This window comes from SAR324 cluster bacterium (assembly GCA_029245725.1).
GTDB lineage: Bacteria > SAR324 > SAR324 > SAR324 > NAC60-12 > JCVI-SCAAA005.
In genome coordinates this window covers 1-20,841 of the sequence record JAQWOT010000043.1, presented here as the reverse complement: position 1 = coordinate 20,841, position 20,841 = coordinate 1, and the positions used below count along the sequence as shown (strand labels likewise).

23 protein-coding genes are annotated in these 20,841 nt (G+C 45.6%); 14 read left to right on the top strand and 9 right to left on the bottom strand.

The genetic code is table 11. From position 1 onward, the window contains the following. Positions 1-10: 10 nt before the first annotated feature. The 3 genes from P8O70_01770 to P8O70_01760 form a co-directional block, all read right to left on the bottom strand. A complete protein-coding gene (locus tag P8O70_01770; GenBank protein ID MDG2195613.1) occupies positions 11-1,111 on the bottom strand; it encodes a PotD/PotF family extracellular solute-binding protein in 1,101 nt (366 codons plus the stop codon). Positions 1,112-1,156: 45 nt separating this feature from the next. Continuing rightward, positions 1,157-2,224 (bottom strand): ABC transporter ATP-binding protein, encoded by a 1,068-nt coding sequence (locus P8O70_01765; protein ID MDG2195612.1) that lies wholly within the window; start codon positions 2,222-2,224, stop codon positions 1,157-1,159. A gap of 102 nt (positions 2,225-2,326) precedes the next feature. After that, a complete protein-coding gene (locus tag P8O70_01760; GenBank protein ID MDG2195611.1) occupies positions 2,327-3,097 on the bottom strand; it encodes a glucose 1-dehydrogenase in 771 nt (256 codons plus the stop codon). Between the two features lie 102 nt (positions 3,098-3,199). Between P8O70_01760 and hisC the strand changes: the two genes are divergently transcribed. After that, positions 3,200-4,288 (top strand): histidinol-phosphate transaminase, encoded by a 1,089-nt coding sequence (gene hisC, locus P8O70_01755; protein MDG2195610.1) that lies wholly within the window; start codon positions 3,200-3,202, stop codon positions 4,286-4,288. A 91-nt stretch (positions 4,289-4,379) separates the two neighbouring features. On the opposite strand, the gene P8O70_01750 is transcribed toward hisC, so the two are convergent. Beyond that, positions 4,380-5,528, bottom strand: coding sequence for an alpha-hydroxy acid oxidase (locus P8O70_01750; protein MDG2195609.1), 1,149 nt, complete (start codon positions 5,526-5,528; stop codon positions 4,380-4,382). Between the two features lie 134 nt (positions 5,529-5,662). On the opposite strand from P8O70_01750, the gene P8O70_01745 reads away from it, so the two are divergent. Together P8O70_01745 and P8O70_01740 are read left to right on the top strand one after the other, a co-directional pair. Then, the gene (locus P8O70_01745; protein ID MDG2195608.1) at positions 5,663-6,313 is read left to right on the top strand and encodes a cytochrome c; all 651 of its coding nucleotides are present in this window, start codon (positions 5,663-5,665) and stop codon (positions 6,311-6,313) included. Continuing rightward, the gene (locus tag P8O70_01740) at positions 6,274-7,215 is read left to right on the top strand and encodes a cytochrome c (protein ID MDG2195607.1); all 942 of its coding nucleotides are present in this window, start codon (positions 6,274-6,276) and stop codon (positions 7,213-7,215) included. Before P8O70_01745 ends, P8O70_01740 begins: the two co-directional genes overlap by 40 nt. A 20-nt stretch (positions 7,216-7,235) precedes the next feature. Here P8O70_01740 and P8O70_01735 read toward each other — a convergent pair whose 3' ends face one another. Next, positions 7,236-7,934: a pentapeptide repeat-containing protein gene (locus P8O70_01735; protein ID MDG2195606.1), complete on the bottom strand. Its 699-nt coding sequence runs from the start codon at positions 7,932-7,934 to the stop codon at positions 7,236-7,238. A gap of 180 nt (positions 7,935-8,114) precedes the next feature. Between P8O70_01735 and P8O70_01730 the strand changes: the two genes are divergently transcribed. Then, positions 8,115-9,011, top strand: coding sequence for a YitT family protein (locus P8O70_01730; GenBank protein MDG2195605.1), 897 nt, complete (start codon positions 8,115-8,117; stop codon positions 9,009-9,011). Positions 9,012-9,024: 13 nt separating this feature from the next. On the opposite strand, the gene P8O70_01725 is transcribed toward P8O70_01730, so the two are convergent. Beyond that, positions 9,025-9,825 carry a sulfite exporter TauE/SafE family protein gene (locus P8O70_01725; GenBank protein ID MDG2195604.1) on the bottom strand — a complete coding sequence of 267 codons (801 nt, stop codon included), beginning with the start codon at positions 9,823-9,825 and terminating at the stop codon, positions 9,025-9,027. Positions 9,826-10,202: 377 nt separating this feature from the next. Between P8O70_01725 and P8O70_01720 the strand changes: the two genes are divergently transcribed. Both P8O70_01720 and P8O70_01715 read left to right on the top strand, forming a co-directional pair. Next, positions 10,203-10,511 (top strand): hypothetical protein, encoded by a 309-nt coding sequence (locus P8O70_01720; protein MDG2195603.1) that lies wholly within the window; start codon positions 10,203-10,205, stop codon positions 10,509-10,511. Positions 10,512-10,571: 60 nt separating this feature from the next. Beyond that, entirely contained in the window at positions 10,572-10,844 is a 273-nt protein-coding gene (locus P8O70_01715) for a hypothetical protein (protein ID MDG2195602.1), read from the top strand. Between the two features lie 231 nt (positions 10,845-11,075). On the opposite strand, the gene P8O70_01710 is transcribed toward P8O70_01715, so the two are convergent. Together P8O70_01710 and P8O70_01705 are read right to left on the bottom strand one after the other, a co-directional pair. After that, positions 11,076-11,363, bottom strand: coding sequence for a hypothetical protein (locus P8O70_01710; GenBank protein ID MDG2195601.1), 288 nt, complete (start codon positions 11,361-11,363; stop codon positions 11,076-11,078). 9 nt (positions 11,364-11,372) lie between these two features. Then, on the bottom strand, positions 11,373-11,669 hold the full coding sequence (locus P8O70_01705) for a hypothetical protein (GenBank protein ID MDG2195600.1): 297 nt from the start codon (positions 11,667-11,669) through the stop codon (positions 11,373-11,375). 516 nt (positions 11,670-12,185) lie between these two features. Here P8O70_01705 and P8O70_01700 point away from each other — a divergent pair. Further along, on the top strand, positions 12,186-12,374 hold the full coding sequence (locus P8O70_01700) for a hypothetical protein (protein ID MDG2195599.1): 189 nt from the start codon (positions 12,186-12,188) through the stop codon (positions 12,372-12,374). A 191-nt stretch (positions 12,375-12,565) separates the two neighbouring features. Here the strand turns inward: P8O70_01700 and P8O70_01695 are convergent, their stop codons facing one another. Beyond that, on the bottom strand, positions 12,566-12,796 hold the full coding sequence (locus P8O70_01695; protein MDG2195598.1) for a hypothetical protein: 231 nt from the start codon (positions 12,794-12,796) through the stop codon (positions 12,566-12,568). Between the two features lie 171 nt (positions 12,797-12,967). Between P8O70_01695 and P8O70_01690 the strand changes: the two genes are divergently transcribed. The 7 genes from P8O70_01690 to P8O70_01660 all read left to right on the top strand — a co-directional run. Beyond that, positions 12,968-14,119 (top strand): enolase C-terminal domain-like protein, encoded by a 1,152-nt coding sequence (locus tag P8O70_01690; GenBank protein MDG2195597.1) that lies wholly within the window; start codon positions 12,968-12,970, stop codon positions 14,117-14,119. Positions 14,120-14,472: 353 nt separating this feature from the next. Further along, the gene (locus P8O70_01685; protein MDG2195596.1) at positions 14,473-15,501 is read left to right on the top strand and encodes a GntR family transcriptional regulator; all 1,029 of its coding nucleotides are present in this window, start codon (positions 14,473-14,475) and stop codon (positions 15,499-15,501) included. A gap of 95 nt (positions 15,502-15,596) precedes the next feature. Continuing rightward, entirely contained in the window at positions 15,597-16,862 is a 1,266-nt protein-coding gene (locus P8O70_01680) for an extracellular solute-binding protein (protein MDG2195595.1), read from the top strand. A 42-nt stretch (positions 16,863-16,904) separates the two neighbouring features. Beyond that, positions 16,905-17,780, top strand: a complete 876-nt coding sequence (locus P8O70_01675; GenBank protein MDG2195594.1) for a sugar ABC transporter permease — start codon at positions 16,905-16,907, stop codon at positions 17,778-17,780. Between the two features lie 9 nt (positions 17,781-17,789). Beyond that, positions 17,790-18,614: a carbohydrate ABC transporter permease gene (locus P8O70_01670; GenBank protein MDG2195593.1), complete on the top strand. Its 825-nt coding sequence runs from the start codon at positions 17,790-17,792 to the stop codon at positions 18,612-18,614. Positions 18,615-18,808: 194 nt separating this feature from the next. Further along, positions 18,809-20,323 (top strand): alpha-N-arabinofuranosidase, encoded by a 1,515-nt coding sequence (locus P8O70_01665; GenBank protein ID MDG2195592.1) that lies wholly within the window; start codon positions 18,809-18,811, stop codon positions 20,321-20,323. 2 nt (positions 20,324-20,325) lie between these two features. Further along, on the top strand, positions 20,326-20,841 hold a 516-nt coding region (locus P8O70_01660), incomplete at its 3' end, for a beta-galactosidase (GenBank protein ID MDG2195591.1).

The window sequence follows — 20,841 nt, the reverse complement described above, 5'->3', positions numbered from 1 at the left end:
CTGTTCGAGATTACCCCTGCATGATTGCCTTGAACTTCGAGAACCACTCACTCTCGTTTTCAACCTGAATTTTACCTGAGATGCGGATCAACCGATCAAAGTCAGCTGGCTTAGTTGGATAGGAAGGATCTCCAGCTAATCCTGTTGGAGGTTGCAGCCCAGGAATAACTCCGGGCAATCCTAAACCATCCAGCCAGATCTGCTGAGATTCTTTGCTTAGAGCTTGGTTGATATATTCTTTAGACCAATACAAATCTCCTTCAGAGTGTCCTCTTGGAATCCAAAGCCCATCTGTGTCAAACTTGGCACCCTCTTTTGGAATCGTCCAGGCGATATCAACTCCATTTCTTTTGGCTCCTAATGCATTTGTTGAAATCGTACATGCAGCATCGATTTCTCCATTTTGGAACCACGCCACAAAATCAGGATCTTCTCCAAGTAATGGTTCTTGAGCTTTGATCTTGGATACAAAATCCCAGCAGGGTTGCATGTTACTTGGGATACCATCCAATTTGCCACCACCAGCAACTTGTGCCGGAAAGTGGAATCCAATCCCATCGTTATAGAATGCTAGCCGTCCCTTGAATTTTGGATCAAGCAGATCGTGATAAGATTCTGGTGGTCCACTTGGAAATGCACTTGGCCGGTATGCCAATACATAAACGTATCCGTAAGTATTGACGATTGGGTAGCCATCTACACCCACAGGCTTTGCTAAATCAGTAGTTCCTTTCAGATTGGGTAGGTCGGAAAGATCCTCACACACTCCACGAAGTGCTGACTTAGTGGCATTAGTCGTTGTGTCCCAATTGATGTGAATTGGTGGAGTTCGCTTTTGAGCAACAGCAGCCCAAACCTTGGGTTGTATTTCGTTATCCTCTGTTAGATCATGTCGCACTCGAATGCCAGTCTTCGCCGTAAATGGATCTGAAACCCCAGCTTTCAGTGCTTCCACCCACGGACCACCCCAAGCTCGGATAATAATCTCTTTTGGCTTGGCGGGTTCTGCCATCAGCAAAGAGGGTGCTGTAGATCCAGCTGCACCAGCAATTCCTAGCATGGCAGAGGCCTTCAGTAAATCTCTCCGTTTGATCTGCTTGTCGAAAGTCATACTAAGCTCCTGACTCTGGTTAAGACTCGGCTATTGCCAAGTCAATCAATCCACGACAAAGACATGCATGTCGCGGCTCTTCCATCCAACGAAGACCACTTCTCCTAACTCAAATGTTGAGAAGTCTTGCTGGTCATGGTGAATGATCCTGATGAGCGCATCAGATAACGCTGCTACCGAAAGTTCGTAGAGAATTCGTTCCCCCTCAAAAATAACATCTGTCACCCGACCTTCAAAATAAACCTCACAGTCTCTGTTTTCTGATTGCCCCCGAAACAGCCGAACCTGTTCTGCACGGACAGCAGCCTTAACTGAAACTCCCTGGTTCAACGTCAATTTTTCACTTTTTAGAGTACCAATCAGTCTCTGCTGACTGATTCTGATTGCTACCTTCTGCCCCTCTAATGACTCTAGCGTTCCATGGAATAAGTTAGTCACCCCTACAAAATTTGCTACGAAAGGATTCGACGGAGAACGGTAGATCTCCAAAGGGGTAGCATCCTGCTGTATTTCTCCATGATCCATCACAATGATTTGATCAGAAACCACTAGTGCCTCACGCTGATCATGGGTAACATTGATCGTGGTGACACCGAGTTCCTTCTGAATTCTCCGAAACTCTAGTTGCATTTCTTCACGTAACTTTCGATCCAAGGCCGCCAGTGGTTCGTCTAAAAGGAGTAAGTCTGGTTCAAAAACCAGGGCTCGAGCAATCGCCACACGCTGCTGCTGCCCTCCTGAAAGCTCATTAATCCGACGACCACCGAGCCCTTCCAAGCGTACCAGGTGCAGGTATTTTTTCACCCGGTCAGGGATCATGCGTACGTCAAATCTGCGCATTTTCAAAGGAAATGCTACATTCTCTGCCGCAGTCATATGCGGAAACAAGGCAAGGCGTTGGAATACCATCCCAATCGAGCGCTTGTTAGGAGCGACCTCTCTAACAGTTTGTCCCTTGATAAAAATTTCACCCTTATTTGGTTGCTGAAAGCCAGCGATCAGCCTGAGTAAGGTTGTCTTTCCAGAGCCTGATGGACCCAAAACTGTGAGAAATCGACCTTCCTCCAACTCAAAACAGACGTTCTTGACGGCATGTACATCTCCAAACTGCAAACAGACGTTTGACGCAGAAACTGCAGGAATTCTATTCAATGCAAGAATTTTAGGCTAGAGTCATGAATTATTGGTTCAGTCCAATATGTGCAGAGATAGCATTCAGACAGATGCTAGATAGCCCCCATCGATAGCCAAACATTGACCGGTGATATACTTTGCAGCATCACTGACAAGGAAGACAACTGCACCTTTGAGATCGTTAGCCTTGCCAAAGCTATTTAACGGGATTTTTTGCAGCATAGCTTCCTGCCAAGCCTCTTCACGATAGAAAGCCTCCGTCAACTCTGTCCGGAAGTACCCCGGCGCAATCGCATTGACTCGAATTTGCTCACTTGCCCATTCCGCTGAGAGCGCACGTGTCATGCCCAATAATCCTGACTTGGAGGAACCGTAAGGCACGGCCGTTGGCACACCGATATATGATGTTAAAGAACAGACATTGATAATGGCACCACCTCTACCGGAACGTACCATGCTATGTGCAACAGTTTGGGCAGCAAAAAAGGCCCCCTTGAGATTGGTTTCCATGATAATATCCCACGTTTCCTCAGTCAGTTCATAGGAAGGGCATACTTGTTCGTAGCCAGCATTATTGACGAGGATATCTATTTCTCCAACCTGCTGAGCAACTGTCTGAAGTCTATTCTTCATTGCAGGAACATCACGAACATCTAAATCTATTTGTTGAAAATCACCCCCCAAATCAGTGATCTGAGATTGCGTTTCCTCAAGTGCTTTCAAGGAGCGAGAAGTTATCACTACCGTTGCACCCGCCTCTGCTAAGCCAATTGCGATTGCCTGGCCGAGTCCTCGACTAGCTCCGGTAACAATTGCATTTTTTCCTGACAGGTCAATGGTGAAACCTTTCACTTAAAAGTCTCCTTGCAGAAAAGTAATCAAACGGATAAGCATATCCTTAACAATAAAATCTCTTAACAAAATTACATTTCAATGGCACCACTCGAAAAGATCTTGCGCCCCGAACTTATGGAGATACCACCCTACAACACAGGACTTGGGTTAAACGAGGTGAGATCACGTTATGGAATAACGGCAGTTGCAAAGCTATCCTCAAATGAGAACCCGACTGGCCCAGCACCACAGGTTTTAGAGTGTCTCTCCCAAGCTAATTCAGAACTGTATTTGTATCCCAACAGTGAGGCTCTTCCACTGCGAAAGGCAATTGCTCAGCGTTTAGATGTCCCAGAAAAACAGATAATTTTTGGCAACGGTTCTGAAGAATTAATTTCAATTATTTGTCGAAGTACTATCAATTCGGGTGATCGAGTGATTACTCTCTTTCCCTCTTTCCCACTGCACGAAGATTACACCAAGTTAATGGGAGGTTCTGTTGAAAGACTGGTGATAAACGACAATCTTCAGATTGATCTAGCCAAACTTGTTGAGAGGGCTGCACAACCGGCCAAATTACTCATTTTTTCCAATCCGATGAATCCTAGTGGAAGTTGGCTGAACCCCGAACAACTGAGACAGCTATTTGAAGCCAAGCATCCCGAGACGCTACTAGTACTTGATGAAGCTTACCACGAATACGCGGTTCATGGAGACTATACCAGTGGTCTCGAGCTTACAGAACGAATTAAAGGACATTGGATATTACTTAGAACGTTTTCTAAGAGCTGGGGCCTTGCAGGACTCCGTATTGGCTTTGGCGTGTGCAGTTCAACCGAACTTCGTCAAGCACTAAATCGAACGCGCACTCCTTTTAACATCAATTCTTTAGCCCAGATTGCTGCCAAAGTTGCCTTAGATCACGAAGACTACATGCTCCACAGTGTTCAGCAAACAATCCTACAACGCGAGCATCTCGCCAAAGAACTTCGATCTCGCGGCTACCAAGTTGGAGAATCTCTTGGGAATTTCCTATTCATCAATGCCAACCGTTCTTCAGCGAAATTTGCGGAAGAACTCCTAAAACTGGGCACTATCGTCAAACCTTGGCCACAGCCGGGTTATGACACTTTTCTCCGCGTGTCGATTGGCACACCAGCGGAAAATGAAAAATTTCTAGTGGACCTCGCTCAGGTTGAGGCCTCTTGAAGAGATTGGTTCAAAAGTTTTATGAATCCATTTTCTCTCAGGATATTCACAAAAATTACTGTTTTGATCATAATTTTCTGACCATGTCTTTTTATCTTTGACGAATGTAGCGATCCCCAAACTCCTTTAGCTCATCAACACTAGGCACACCCATCAACTTCATTGTGATTGAGATTTCTTTGGCAAATATCTCAATTGCTTTCTCAACTCCTAGCTTCCCATCTGCAGCTAGTCCAAACGCATAAGCTCGGCCCAATAGCACTCCACTAGCCCCCAAAGCCAGGGCTGTTACGACCTCCGATCCACGACGAAACCCACCATCAATCATCACACAATAATCTTTGCCAACGGCCTTACGAACTTCTGGCAAGATGGAGATCGTCGAATTCGCAAAATCCAGTTGTCGGCCGCCATGATTTGATACAACAATTGCATCCGCCCCGTGATCTATTGCTTTAAGAGCGTCATCTGAATTAAGTATACCTTTTATAACTAGTCGTTTTTTCCAAAGCTTACGAAGCCACTTCATATCTTCCCAGATGATTGAAGAATCCAGACGACCAGAAAGATTAGATGCCTGCTCTAAAATACCTGTACCAAATTCAGGGTATTTAGCCAACGCCTCTACACTTGGAATTCCTGATTGCCACATATCCCAGCACCAAAGTGGACGCTGCATCATCGAAAAAAGAAGTGTTGGGTTAAGGCGCTTGACCGCTCGAAATCCATTACGGACATCTCTTTCGCGTATAGATGTTACTGCAGTGTCAGCAGTGTAGAAGAGAGTCTCAACTTCCGCGTCTTCAGCTGACTCCACCAACTTCTCGACAAAAGAACGCTGGCAGTCCATATAAAGTTGGAACTGAAGTGTGCCTCCAACTTCTCTCTGCAGAGTCGCTAAACTGGCGATCGAAAAGGTTGAAAGACACAAAGGAATACCTTTTTTCCTGGCAGCTTCTGCGCAAAGAATTTCTCCCCGACCGCGGTAAAGCCCAAGGAAGCCAACCGGTCCAAGCATAAAAGGAAGCGTGTGCCTAGCTCCAAGAAATTCACAACTCAGGTCTGGCATACCCTTCAATGCTAAAACTTTCTGAATTAAGCACCAATTGCTGAAGTCCTCCTGGTTACGTAGTGTCGTAGTGCCTGAAAATGCAGATCCATCAATATAATCAAAAAATATTTTGGGTAATCGGCGCTTTGCACGCTTTCTCAGGTCTTCGACATTCACAACTACTGTCAACTTATTCCCTTTTTACAGCTAATTAAATCGTTAATATTTTTCAAATAATCTGAAGCTAAAATAAATGATTTTGTAAATCAATTAAGTAAATAAAAATCGTGGGAAGATGTTGCCAATTCAGAAAGCAAATCACCATGATTTTCTCAAGACTGAAAAGAACTGTACATAGAGTCCTTGATTTATTGTCAGTAAAGATCACCATAATTGGCCAAAGAATCTCTGCTCAACCTGTATTGAAGCAATATTATGCTGAAATCGGAGTCTCAGCAGAAATCTGTATCCCCGATGAAAAATATTTATTCGCACCAACCCCAATCGAGTCAGCTCTCATGCTTCAACCTAAGAACCTATTGATTGCAATTATACTTGGAGGGCTCTTCATCCCCTCTGTTTCCTGGGCAGATAACACAGACGATGTCATTAAATATCGGAAAGCAGTCTATACCTCAATGCGAGGGCACATCGGAGCAATCTCAAGAATTGTCCGAGCTGGACTTGGAGACTACAAAGGACACATTACAGATCACGCAGTCGCAATCCAGAATGCAGCGAAGATCGTCCCCTCAATGTTTCCAGAAGGATCTGACTTTGGTGATACTGGGGCCTTGGAGAGCATTTGGACAGATCAAAAGGGCTTTGGAAAGGCCTCCCAGCGCCTAGTAGATGCTAGTGGAGAACTGGTGACTGTTTCTCAATCTGGTGATATGAAAGCCATTGGCAGAGCTGTTGGGGCTGTTGGAGGAGCGTGCAAAAACTGCCACGACAACTACCGTGCCTCCAATTGAAGTATGGGCTATTTGGTCTGAGTTGCCTGGTTTGTCTACTGATTTTCACCAGTGCCCAGGCTCGCACTCCTAACCCGATTGCTGGAGAGCAGATTTTTCATGCGGCTGGTGGTTGTGGCTGCCACACTGATGTGGAGAATAAAGGATCACTTCTAGCCGGGGGACGGCCACTTCCTACACCTTATGGGGTCTTCTATGCCAACAACATCACTCCAGATCCAACCACGGGAATTGGCTCTTGGAGTGATGAAGACTTCGTTCGTGCTATGCGAGAGGGGATAGGGCCAGAGGGGCAGCATTACTTTCCGAGCTTTCCCTATCCCGCATTCTCCAAGATGAGTGCAGAGGATCTATTGCATCTCAAAGACTATCTCTTCAGCCTTCCTCCCATCCAGCAAAACAATCAGCCCCACGAACTGAAGTTCCCCTTCAATCTACGTTTGAATGCTTGGTTCTGGAATATTCTCTTCCATGATCCAGAGCCTATCAAATCCGATCCAAGCCGCTCTGGATCATGGAACCGTGGTCGTTATCTGACAGAAGCTGTCGCACACTGTGCAGAATGCCATACGCCGCGGAATCAATTGGGAGTTCTTCGATCTGATCTAGCTTATGCCGGTGCCAAAGAGGGCCCTGAAGGAAAATTGACCCCAAACATTACGCCTGACAAAGAGACTGGAATTGGAGGTTGGAGCCATGATGATCTGGTGTATGCCCTGCAGACGGGAATGGTACCTAATGGAGATTTTCTGGGAGATTTGATGGGAATGGCAATTGAGCACTACCAAAAGCTACCTGATGAAGATCTGGAAGCTATCGCTGAATACGTCCTTTCGTTATCTCCAATCGCCAATCAGGTTCGTGAGAAAAAAGCTAAAAGTACTGATGACTTCGACTGGTAATTTCACATCCAGAAAACAAACTAGCATCCACTCCGGATAATGTGACCATCCGGTAAAATCGTATCACAGAGAATCGTTCCTTCCGCCAGGTCGATACTCAGCTTAGCACCCTCAAAGTTGGCTCCATCCAAGTTAGAACCGCGGAGTTTGGCAGTTCGCAGATCAGCATTCCAGAACGTGGCACCCCATAGAGTCGCACCCCACAGATCAGCTTCCCAAAGATCTGACTTATAAAAATCCGCTAGCGTCAGATTGGCTCCCCGCAAACTAACCCAACTGAGATCAGCATTGGGAAGTTTCGCCTTGAGTAGATTAGCTTTCTCCAGGCTAGCACGTTCTAACTTTGCTCCTGAGAAATCAACAAGTGTCAGTTCGGTTGCCAACAGTTCAGCCGTACTTAGATTCGCTGAAGACAAGTCTGCCCCAGAAAGGTTCGCTCCAGATAAAATTGCCCCAGACAAGTCCGCCCGACTCAGATCTGCTGCAATGAGATTGGTTCTGGAAAGATTCGCTCCGGAAAGATTCGCTCCGGAAAGATTCGAGCGAAACAGTTGCAACTCTTCTAAAGCTGCTGCGCTGAGGTCACACCGTGGGCAGCTACCCGTTGCCTTTAGGCGTCTCAAGTCCTCAGTGTTATAGGCCCACGCTGACTGGATAAATCCTCCACAGAATAACCAGAGCAGTATACCCAGCAGGTAAGATGAATTTTTGGCAATCATCGTTTTCTCCACAAAAATAATTTGATGCGCTCATAGAATTGCATTGGCTATACAAATGAAAGATTTAACCCACTGAGTTCAACTGTCCTCACCTTGTCACATCCATTCATAATGCTAATTTATAGAGCTCAGAATAGGAAACATCATTTCTGCAAAACGACGCTTTGCCTATAAACAAAAATGAAGGAACAGATTCAAGAGTTGCTTAACGATCTACGCTCCTGGCGCTTCTGGTACACCTTGCTGATGATGGGGATTGGGTGTGCCATCTTCGGCGCTGTGGTAAACGCAATTCTCATCCCTCAGAATTATTTCGCTGGAGGTGCAACTGGTTTGGCCCTGCTGATTTATTCGCTCACTGACCAGATATCTTTGGGAATTCTATATGCCTTGATCAACATTCCAATCTTCATTGTTGGCTTTAGAGAGTTTTCCCTGCGCTATATTATGCTGAGTCTCTGCGGAATGCTGATCTATTCTCTGGCACTAGAGTGGATTCATGTGCCCATTGAGGCGAAGGATCCCTTGACAGCCGCAATCTTGGCGGGTGTTCTCAGTGGAATCGGAGCCGGACTCTATTTGCGACTTGGTGGGTCCATTGGAGGAATGGATATTCTCGGCACAGTTCTGAAAAAACGTTTTGCCATCCCAATTGGTACTACCTTCAATGTGATTAACCTGACCGTTCTGAGCACCAATGCGGTGCTCTATAATTTGGACATTGCGCTCTACACCGGAATTTATATGTTTGTATTTTCCTGGGTTATGCAGCGCGTACTGACGGGCTTTTCACAGCGCAAGTCTGTCTTCATCATCACAGAACATCCTGAAGAGGTTGTGCACCAAGCCATTCGGAAAATTGACCGAGGAGCCACCTACTTCCTTGCTGAAGGATCTCATTCTCAAGCTTCGAAACGAGTTGTTTACACTGTAATCAATTTATTAGAACTTGGGCGTCTCAAGCAACATCTCTTCGAAACAGATCCCGATGCCTTCGTTGTCGTGAATGATACTGCAGAAGTGATTGGAACTCGCTTCCTTACCTGGGAAGATGAAGGTTTCAAACGTCGTCCCTGAAGGATGCTACCAATTACAATGCACTGAAGAGCAACCTACCACCCATCCCCAATAGAGCGAGATGACTGATATCGTAAAAGATCTGGTCACTCATGTTCTGATTTAGCCACCTGCCAATCAACACACCCACCGGAATCACTAGCACCAACCACAGAGAGATCTGAATCGTCTCTCCTGTGAAGATACCAATTTCCACGTAAAAAGGGATCTTGGCGATATTGATTACAAAAAAATAGACGCTCAACGTACCAACAAATGCTTGCCGAACTAGTCCATGAGGTAACAGAAAGATCTGGGCAGGAATCCCACCGGAAAGCGATACAAAACTAGAGACCCCCGACAGGCCACACCAAACAAACCCTCTTTGCCAGATTCTCTTTGCTACCAGTACAGCAATCTCGGCCGAAGTGCGCTTACCTGGTCGTACGCGACGCCAGCCATAGTTCATAGCCGTGATAATGGCAATCAGTCCAATCAGCGATGTGAGCAGGCGATCGCTCAGGCAATCAAAAAGTAGCCAACCAAGCAACTGTCCGAGAAGGCCAAAGCCACACATGATCATCAGAATTCGACGATCCAACATGCGGCGCCAAATGTACACTACCCATACATCTGTAATCAAAAACAAAGGTAGCAGCACGCCCAGAGCAATCTTGGGAGGTAAGATAAAGAGGAGCAACGGTAAACTCAGGGACCCCAAAGCTCCCCCAAAGCCAGACTTGGAGATAGTCACCGCCAACACTGCTAGTCCAGCCATCACCCAAAAGAACACTGGTGAGGATACTAAAATCTCAAAACCATCAATGGAGGTCATACCGTACTCAGAGAAGGTAAATCGTCACTTCAGAGTGTGGGCATCACTCACTCTGATTTTTGATCAAGAATCCTAAGGTTGGATTTGTTGTACGGCAAGAAAAGAAATAGCTGTTGGAGAGACATCTCAGATCAATCCAAATATTATTTATTTATTAAAAAAATATATTTTTATTAAAAATTAATTTTTTTTTAAAATTAATACGTATAATTACAGTAGTATATGTTTATTTTTCATAAAAATATTAATTTTATGTTGACATATAATATCATTTTTTGTGACTTTTAAGTCACTAGATAACGGAACGGCTTCCAAACTGCTTCAAAAACATTCTCCTCAAAGAGAATTGAATCACTAACTCATAACGAGAAAATCAAATGAAAACAGCACTCACCGTCTTCTTACTGGGCCTGGCAGTCATTGGTTATGTGGTCCCAAGCAAAGGTTTTCAGGTCAACCCTTGTGCGGTCACTGAAAAGAAAGTCGTCAGCCAGCTTAAACGCACGGACAAAGAGGCTTTCTTCAAGCTAGAGGTCGATGCGCGCTTACAGGGATATCGGCTTGGGGATGGTACAGTTACTAGTAGGGGAGTAGAAGGACGTAATCCAAGTATCCCCCCACAACTGAGTTGTAGTGTCGATTTCTGGGAGTTTGCCTGGAACAAATACCGACCGGAGATGATCTGAGCTGGAAGGCAAATTTCAGAAACAAAATTTTATTAATCTGACAAATTTTAAAGAGGGAACATGAGCAGTCTACTCAACAGTGTCAACAAAATCGAGGATCTCCTAGAAAATCAGTATATTGGACAATCTCCTGCCGCGTTGTTGGCGGATATCATCCATTATACTGAAAACCAGGAGGGGCTGGACTTTGACAGCGTTCTCCGACAAGCAAGAAGTATCGCTGTCCAAGAGCGTGTTGCTATCATCAATCGCTTCGGGGAGATGATTTACAACCCTACTCCACAAGAGCGCCGACGCAGCCGACGCATGGTTGAATTTTCTATGGCGAGCTAAAGTAAATCGAGGTTGCTCTCTGATCTAATCTTCTCCTACTTCTCCTTTCTGTAAATTCTGTTCTAATCAAAACATCTAAAGTACCTTTCTGAAGATAGTTTGAATCTGCTAGCTTTCAGACAGCCAAGGCAGAACTTCCATCTGCTTTGAGCACTCTTGGTTTAGATGCACGGGCTTTTGGAGCTAATTCCACAGAGCAGTTAGCCCATTGCAGTCCGGATCTCAACAAAATCAATAACCACCCAAGCCAGCCATCAAGACTGCTACAGTCAACCCTAATTGAAGAGTAGAAGCGGTGACAGTGCCGACTCCAAGTTCAGCAATCAGGCTGTGAGCCACTCCACTCCATGCCATTTCACGAACCTTCCCATCCAGCGGATGCATCCGATCAAAACCAGTCCAGTAACGCCCATTCACAGGAACCTCATAAGATCCTGCCAGATAGACTTTACCCTTGTACTCTTGATTTTCTGTCAGGACACCTTCGTGGTTGCCATGTAGCACGTGGTAGCCAATCACTGCCATCTGTTACATGTACTCGGAAGCAGTATTCACAAGGAGATCATTCGGATCCAGTTCTGATTCGACTACCGGATAGCCCCAGTCCTCAGTAAAAAGACGCAAGATCTTCTGGGCTACTTCAGGCTTTCCACGATCCAGCAATTTTCCCTGCTCGTTGTACTTCAAGACAACATTTTGAGCAGCACTGAAGGCTTGTAGCGAATCATACCCATCCTGAATCTTGTAAAGCACAAAACCAGCTCCCAAGACAAACAGAATTCCCATCACAACCATCAATTTGCCCAACTGGTTGAAGCTCGTCATTTGGACCTCCTTGGATTCAGTTGCAGGAAATGCAAGCTCTGGAGTCTTGCTTTGAGATCATTATATGGGCTGGAAGAATGGATTTAATTGACGAGTGTCAAATCTAGCAAAAAATTTTAAAGCATCCGGTATGTATTTTCTGAGGATCCTTCTGGCTTTATGAAAAAGCATCCGGTAAGACTTTTTCCAAAGTGCGGCTTTACCAAAAAGTAACAGCTCATTTGCCGAAGAAACTTAATTTCTATTGACTCAATGGCAGGAAGAAGTCTTCTTGATAGTCAGCTTGTAAAGGTCTCATGATCAGCAAGAGGAGTTCTCTGGAAGGGGGTGGACCCCTGATCTAGAAAATGAATCAAGGCTATCTGAATGTTGATCCTGATGGTTTATTCTGAGAACACTTATACGGAGAAGAGAAGCATTATATCCTACGTTACAATTTCACTTCGGAATATAACGGAATAGAGCGATGGAACGAAAACTTTAGCGCGTGAGAAGTATGTCCCCCTGGTGATGTCCATGGGAGCATCTTCTGTCAAGATGGTGCAGACGGGAGAATTGAGCTTTGCAGTAATCACTACCTACGATAGCGAAGAGACCGCAACGGCAGCACAACAGCGTATTGCTGAGATCCGGGCGCAAGCTGCGACGGAAATGCCCATGAAAATTGAATCCTCAATGCGGGGTGGGGTGTTCGCAAGTTCTTAAAATTGCAGGATTTCCCTTGGGATTTGGTCTGTAGAAATCAAGATAGGAACTTAGATGAGTCAGACCGGATCGTGGAAAGGATTGATTACCAACTTGGTTTTCAAGAGATCATTTATTTTTAAAAGTTTAACGCTCCATCATTAGCGCCAGCGAAGAAAACCATCCACTGGTGTTGGCATTTCTACTTTGAATCAGTGGGCTGGTTTCACACCAACTGAAAATTCTTTTAGGATCTGGCTCACTAGATCTCGCTCTCTGGTGAAAGTGGGCCCACTCAACTGCCACCCGTAGCTCTCCTCATTCTTTGCCTTTTCTTCCTCTAGCCTTTTGATTTCTACTTTCTTGGCTAACTTTCGCTGATGATCTTCCATCGCACCAGTCATTAGGAACAGCGCGGTATTTCTGATAATTGGATTTCTCATGGCAGCTCTCCTCTAGGGGGGTTGGATCATGTTTTGGATCTACCCACCTATTTACTAGAATTCTTGCTAAACGCAGAGGAGAGTCGGGGGAGAAAACACTAGTTTTCTTTCAGGCAAACCTTTAGAGAGTGGAACACTACCATCACTTTTCAACTATTTTTGTAGGTACAAGTGACAGAGACACTTCAGAAGCAACTGGAATTTTCTACTTCTTTGATTGAGCGTATTCGAGTCTATGCTATCCAATATGGCTCCAAAGAATATTCTTGGTCTGCCTGGATGCCAGAGATGACCAACACAGACACGCTCGTTCGTCTCGAAACAAAAGATGGACAAACCGGGATCGGTGCGGTCAGCAGTTGTAGCGAACGAGATATTGATCTGAGCATCGCGTATAGCATGAAACCATTGCTCAGGGGTTTGCTTGGAAAAGATGGACTTCGGGTTGAAGAAAACTGGCTGTGGATGGCAGAGCGTCGTCCGTATATCCACAACAGTGCAATTGCGACCCTGGATATTGCGATGTGGGATCTGCGAGCAAAGCAAAATGATCTGCCTTTATCAAGCCTACTTGGTGGAAAACGTGACGTTCTACAAGCCTATGCGAGTATTCCTGTTCTTGAAAATCCAACTGCAAACGTGGAGTTCATCCGTCAACTTGCTCAGCTAGGCCTTACTACTTTCAAGTTTCATAATGAGTGTGTTCCTGATCCAGACATAAAACTGATCAAAACAATCGCTCGGGAGTTCCAGGAGCAGCAATTCGGATTCATGTTTGATGCAGAGTGTGGCTACGATCTGCCAGGGGCTCTCCAAGTTGCCGAACACATGCAGGGAGCTGGCTTTATTTGGCTGGAAGCTCCATTGCCAGATCGAAACTACTCAGATTATCGAAAGCTCTGCCAGTCAACTGAGCTTCAGATCCTTCCAGCTGGCTTGAGTGTGGTTGAACCAGAGGAACTTGCCGTGATGCTTCCTACAGGCTGTTGGAACACAGCGCGCGTTGACCTTGCAATGAGTGGTGGAATTACTCCACTATTGAAGATCACAAACATCACTACTGCTCTAGGTTTGGGTTTAGAATTAGTAGCCTGGGGAAGTCCTATTTCAACAGCTGCGACTCTACAAGTTGGCCTAGGTACTGGCTGTGGTGAGTATTTTGAAATCGCGGTACCCCAGCAGGACTTCCTCATTCCTTCCAGTCAACCTCTCCAAGTTAATCCAAGCGGCAAAGTATCTAGTAGTTCCAAAACTGGTCTGGGCTTAGATCTGGACTGGCAAGAGTTGGAACAGACTGAACCACCACTGTTTGATATTTGGTGAAGTTTTTTCTTTGTCCACACTTACCACTCCCACGACATTGCCTTCAAAGTGAGATCACGTTCTCAGCGCAGTTCATCCAACAAAAACCAATATCATAATTTGGTTTAAAATTGGTTTACTTTATTTATCGATAAATCAATAAATAATAATTATAATTGCAAAACAGATCGATAAATTTATTTAATAAAATCATTTATCTGTTTTTTTTAAAGAAACTCATTTCATTCTTGACTACGGAGAAGATAATTGGTTATTTTTGGTCGAAATTGGGCAAACATTGGCTGTCACGCATCGAATATCAATAAATCTGATCCGCCAGAAAAATATCGTACCGCAGCTATGTATGAGAGCCCATGTTAGTGAAGCAGGACGAGTTAGCACTCACTATCAAAGAAATGATCACCCGTCATCCTGGTCAACGATTACCGAGTGAACGTAGCTTAGCGGTAAATCTAGGAGTTAGCCGGGCAAGAATTCGGCAAGTGTTAGATCGCTTAGAGAGTGAGCAACTTGTTACCCGACAGCGAGGGAGTGGGAACTACGCTGTAGATCTACGAAAAGACCGTTTAACCACCGTCGGAATCTTGGTGGATCGGCAACTGAAGCTTGGTAACGACCCTTTCTATTCGATGCTATTGGAACAGCTACAGGGTGCGCTTCAGCATGAAGGAATTCGCTCTGTGATTGAGCGTATTGACAAGAATACCAAGCTACCCGAAGAAGAGGATGCTCTCATCATAATGGGGATGGCCGGCAATGAAGTAATCTCAACTCAACGGTTGGGAGGGCCTCCGATTTTAGGCATTTTTTTAGACGCTAAGCCACAACCAGGTTCCCAAGTCAGCATCCTACAAGTGGATAATTTCGATGCCGGCTATCAAGCAGCTAATTATCTGTATTCACTAGGCGTCAAGTCTTTCTGCTTTGTTGGTCCCAATCATATTCCAGCTTCTAGAGACCGTTATCTTGGAGCAAAGAATTTTTGTGAGGAGCATGGTCATGATCTGGAACATTTCCCCTGTCGCATGAACTACACGGGCGGGCTTAGTGCCGGACAGGAGATCTTGAAGAATGATCAGATTACTACCAAGCGGGGTTTGATTACAGCAAATGATTGGACTGCTATTGGATTGCACAGCGCCATGATCGCCTTTGGTAAAGAATTACGTGATCGACATGTTCTAGTGAGTTTTGATGGACTACCGATCACCAATGATCCCAATCTTGAAATTCATACCATGGCGATCCCATTACGTTCCATCATTCAAGATTCAGTGACGGAACTTCAACGATATCTTGACCAACCTTCAGCTTCTGGGCGTGTCTTGAACTATCGTCTTGAATGGTCAACGGATATGAAGCACCGGTTGGCGTTCAATTAACTCAAATCAACAGGAGGCTCTATGTAGGCGGTAATCCGTTCGAATCGATTTTTTCAATCCGAGCTTAAGGCATAACTCCATTCAGGGATTATCACATGAAAAAAGGTTTATTAGCTCTGGCTTCTTCCATTCTACTCTCTCTACCAATGCAGGCGATGGCAACCACTGAGGTGACTTGGTGGGACTTCTTAGGTGGTGGCGATGGTGTGCGAATGAAGTCACTCATTGAGCAATTCAACACTTCGCAGTCAGACGTCAAGATCAACGCATCAACACTGCAATGGGGAGTTCCCTTTTATACAAAGATCCAAACCTCGGCTGCTGTCGGAGAGCAACCCGACATCATGACCTACCACCTTTCTCGCTTTCCACTAGCAGTACCTACAGGAATCTTGAGACCCTTCAGCGCAGCGGAGCTCTCTAGTGTTGGGCTTGGTCCAGACAAGTATTTCCCAGCCAACTGGGAGGCAGCAAATGTTGACGGCAAAACATACGGTGTCCCCCTTGATATCCATGCGATGGTTCTCTACTACAATAAGGATTTACTAGGCAAAGCCGGACTCCTTAATAGCAACGGCCTCCCAAATTTGGATGGAGTAGCGAATTTCACGGCTGGGTTGAGAAAGCTGAAGGACAATGGGGCAGAATATGGAGCCAGTTTAGCGACTGCTGATGGTGGTACAGTTTGGAGACTGTGGTACTCCATGTTAAATCAGATCAACGGAGCCCAGTTCATATCTGGTAAATCTGTCTGTCCAGCAGACAACTGCGCCAACGTAACTGCGCAGATTACATCATGGGTTGGTGAAGAATTGATTTCTAGTGAGACTGCCTACCCTGATGCGATTGCACTCTTCACTTCCGGCAAAGCTGCCATGCACTTTAACGGAGTTTGGGAAGTTCCAACCTTTACGGATCTTTCCAAGAACGACAAGCTTGGCTTTGAGTGGGGTGCTGTACGAATTCCAGTTATGTACGATAAGCCCGCAACCTGGGCAGATTCTCATGCTTTTGCGGTCCCTCATAGTGACCGAAAGCCAATCTCCCAGGAGAAACTCCAAGCTGTCCTAAAGGTAATCTCTTGGATGAATCAGAACAGTCTATTCTGGGCAACGGCTGGTCATATCCCTGGCTACAAGCCAATTGTAGACAGTGCTGAGTATAAGAAGATGGAACCTAATGCGACTTATGCCGTCTTGGCAGAAAACGCGGCATTCGATCCCAAGTCGAAGATCGCTGGGGTAGCCTCGCCTGTTTATGATGCTATACAAAATTTCATCTTGCCTTCGGTCAATGGTCAGTTGGAGTCCGAAGAAGCCATTGAAATGATGAAGGAGACTCTGGAACCACAGATCGAATAACATTCAATCTTACGGTGCCTTCGGGCACCGTTTCCAGAATTCATTATGAAATATAAACGAGAAGAAATTGTGTACGCTTTGGTGCTCATTGCACCATTCATCTTGGCCTACACTCTATTCCTAATCTATCCAACCATCTACCAGATCACTCTAAGTTTCCAAAAAGCCCCTCTCGTCGGCACAGGTGAGTGGATTGGCCTAGAAAACTACAGCAAGCTGATCAACGACAAACTGTTTTGGAAGGCGCTGAGTAACACAGGTGTTTTTGTACTCTGGACAGTTGTTCCTAACACACTACTGGGATTGATGTTTGCGATGATGGTAATTCGTCATCGGCCAATTTTTCAGGCAGTCATTCTCGCATGTTTCTTCATTCCACACATCTTACCCGTCACTGTTGTCACTGAAATGTGGACGTGGTTGTTGTCTAAGCAATTTGGAATTATTCAAGAGATCCTCGATGCTTTTGACACAAAAAGAATCAACTTTTTCACTTCCAGATACTGGGCTATGCCCATGGTCGCCTTCATCACAATCTGGTGGACGATCGGCTTCAACATTGTTCTGTTCATCGCAGGACTCCGCAATATCAATCCAGAAATCTACGAGGCTTCCGAGATGGAAGGAGCCTCCCGTATCAAACAGTTTCGTTACATCACCTGGCCACTGATCTGGCCCGTTACTGCCTTGGTACTGACTCTACAGTTGATCTTTCAGATGAAGATCTTCGATCAAATGTATCTGCTTACAGGAGGAGGGCCCTTCAATTCGACCCTGGTCGTTCTCCAATTGGTTTACAACAAGGCCTTCCAAAACAACGATGGTGGGTACGCAGCTGCAATCTCTCTTGTACTTTTCGGTATCATCCTGATGACTTCGATACTTCAGTATCAGGTCCTTAAAAAGCAGGAAGACTAAGAGGTTTATATGAGTCAGCGCATCCCAAATATTCTTCTTTCCCTGCTTACTGCAATCTTTGCGATCACTTGGATATTTCCAGTTTATTGGGCTATCGCCACCTCTATCAAACACGAAGTAGACGTCACATCAAAAAACACAGAAATTGTTCCAACTAGCATGACTCTCATTGAATATGTGCGAGTCTTCAAGGAAAGCAATATCCTCACTTGGTACATCAATTCTCTAGGCACCTCCATCCTGATTACGTTGTTGGTGATCATCATCAGCATGATGTGCGGCTATGCACTATCTCAATTAAACTTCCCAGGAAAGCGCGTCCTCTGGTGGATGGTACTCGCCAGTATCATGGTGCCTACGACTGCTCTGGTCATTGCCTTGTTCGTTCTCATCGCAGATTTCAACCTAATCAACACCTGGGCTGGCATCATCTTGCCACAAATCATCTCACCAGTTTGTGTGGTAGTCTTTAAACAATTCTTTGACGCAGTTCCCAGAGAATTACGAGAGGCTGCTATTCTTGATGGCGCGAAAGAACACAATCTACTGCTGAACCTATATTTCCCAATGAGTTTTGGAATCACTGCTGCTCTGGCGATTGTGACCTACATCGGAGCATGGAATCAATTCTGGTGGCCTTTCATCATGACTACCCAGGAAGAAAAATTTACTGTGACAATTGCGATCTCCAGCGTACAAGACGCTTTTGGAGTCCGCTACGCAAGAGAAATGGCTCTAGCTGTTCTGGCAGGTTTCCCCGTCGCTGCAGCCTACTTGGTCTTCCAAAAGAAAGTGACCAACGCCTTGATGATGACCTCTGGAATCAAGGGATAAGTTCTCTTGAGAATCACGCAGCCTGAGGCAATGGCTCTGCCAGAACAAATTTTATGGCCCCCAATCTCTTGATAAAGTTTGATCGAAGTACAATCGACTAATTTATCTGTTGTCAGATTAATTTCTCGTGCAAATACGCCCTCTTCTTTTCAGGCTTTGACTGTGTTTCTCATTTCCCAGAGTGATTACCAACTATGAAAGCATCCATCACCACGAATGCAAAATTCCAGATTGCTCCAATCGATAATCGTATTTACGGCTCATTTCTGGAGCACCTCGGCCGGGCGATTTACGAAGGAATTTATGAACCAGGTCACCCTTCCAGCAATGAGCAAGGTTTTCGAACAGATGTTCTGGACATTATTCGAGACCTACAGGTTCCTGTCATTCGCTATCCTGGAGGGAACTACGTTTCTGCCTTCAAATGGGAAGACAGCGTTGGTCCCCGTGAATTGAGACCCAAGCGCCTGGATCTAGCTTGGAGAACAATCGAGACCAACCAGTTTGGCATCGCTGAATTTCATGACTGGTGTCAACAGGCCAACACCGCCTATATGATGGCGATCAATCTTGGATCGAGAGGGATTGAAGACGCTCGCAATCTACTGGAGTACTGCAATGACAATTCTGGCGCTGCTTGGGGAGACTTGCGTAAACAACACGGCTATCCAGAACCATTCAATATTCGGATGTGGTGTTTGGGCAACGAGATGGATGGTCCCTGGCAGGTAGGGCACAAAACAGCCTACGAATATGGCCGTTTGGCAAACGAGACTGCCAAGACCTATCTGAAATTTGATGAAGACTTGGAACTCATCGTCTGTGGCAGTTCCAATGACAAGATGGCGACCTATCCTGAATGGGAAGCAGAGGTGCTTGATCAAAGCTATGAATCCGTTGACTACATCTCGCTGCACAAGTACTGGAATAACTATCCCAAGGACACTCTAAGTTATCTTGCTAGCCACTATGAACTGGATGAATACATCAGCACTGTCCGCAGCGTCATCCGGTACATCAAGGCCAAGAAACGAGCAAAGAATGATGTCTACATCTGCTTTGACGAATGGAACCCATGGTATCACACTAACAAGAGGGACCACGAACTCCTAAAGGCCTGGAACTGGCCTGAAGCTCCACACCTGTTTGAAGACCCCTATAATCTGGAGGATGCCCTACTTGTGGGCACGGTGATCAACTCCTTTATCCGTAATGCAGACATTGTCAAAATTGCTTGCATGGCCCAGCTCGTCAATGTCATTGCTCCTATTTCTACTGAAAAGGGCGGCGCTGTCTGGAAACAAACTATCTTCTATCCATATTACTTGGCTTCCAAATATGGTCGGGGCACTGCGCTTCAAGCTCAGGTTGCTTCACCAACATATGATTGTACGATTCGTGACCAGGCCTCCTATCTGGACACTTCGGTGGTTCTCAATGAAGAGCTGCAGGAAATCTCCGTCTTCTGTGTTAACAAGCACCCAGACCAGGCACTGCATGCGGAAATCTCACTGGAAAATTTCTCTGAGCTCAGTGGATTGGAACATATCTGTTTAACAGGCCCAGATCGCTACCTGACAAATACCGCGCAGCAACCTGATCGTGTGGTTCCCCAGTTGCTGGAACCACCCAAGGTAAATCAAACCCAATCAACTGTTTCACTCCCACTTTTGTCTTTCAACGTCCTTCGCTATCGCTACCAAGGTTAAACATGAGCAACATTCTCCGCAACGAGTATCCACGCCCACAAATGCAGCGCAAGGACTGGCTCTGCCTGAATGGTCCTTGGGAATTTGGAGTGGATCAAGGCGACAGCGGACTCCAACGTGGACTGCTGACCAGATCATTGGCCCAAACAATTCAGGTCCCCTTTTGCCCTGAATCCAAACTGTCTGGGATTGAGAATAAAGATCACTTGATCTGTGTCTGGTATCGGAAGCGTGTCAAGGTTCCAACAGAATGGAAGACAGACCAAGTCCTGGTTCACTTTCAGGCTGTGGATTATGAGTCTACTGTTTGGGTCAATGGTGAGGAAGTGGCTCGACATCGTGGGGGATTCACACCTTTTTCATGCAAAGTGGATCTGGGCAATTTGACTGCTGATCGAGAGATTGAAATCGTTTTACGGGCCCGAGATTATGATGATCGCCCACAGCCTCGAGGGAAGCAAGCAAGAGGCTTTGCTGGCCATGGTGCTTTATACGGGAGAACTACTGGCATCTGGCAA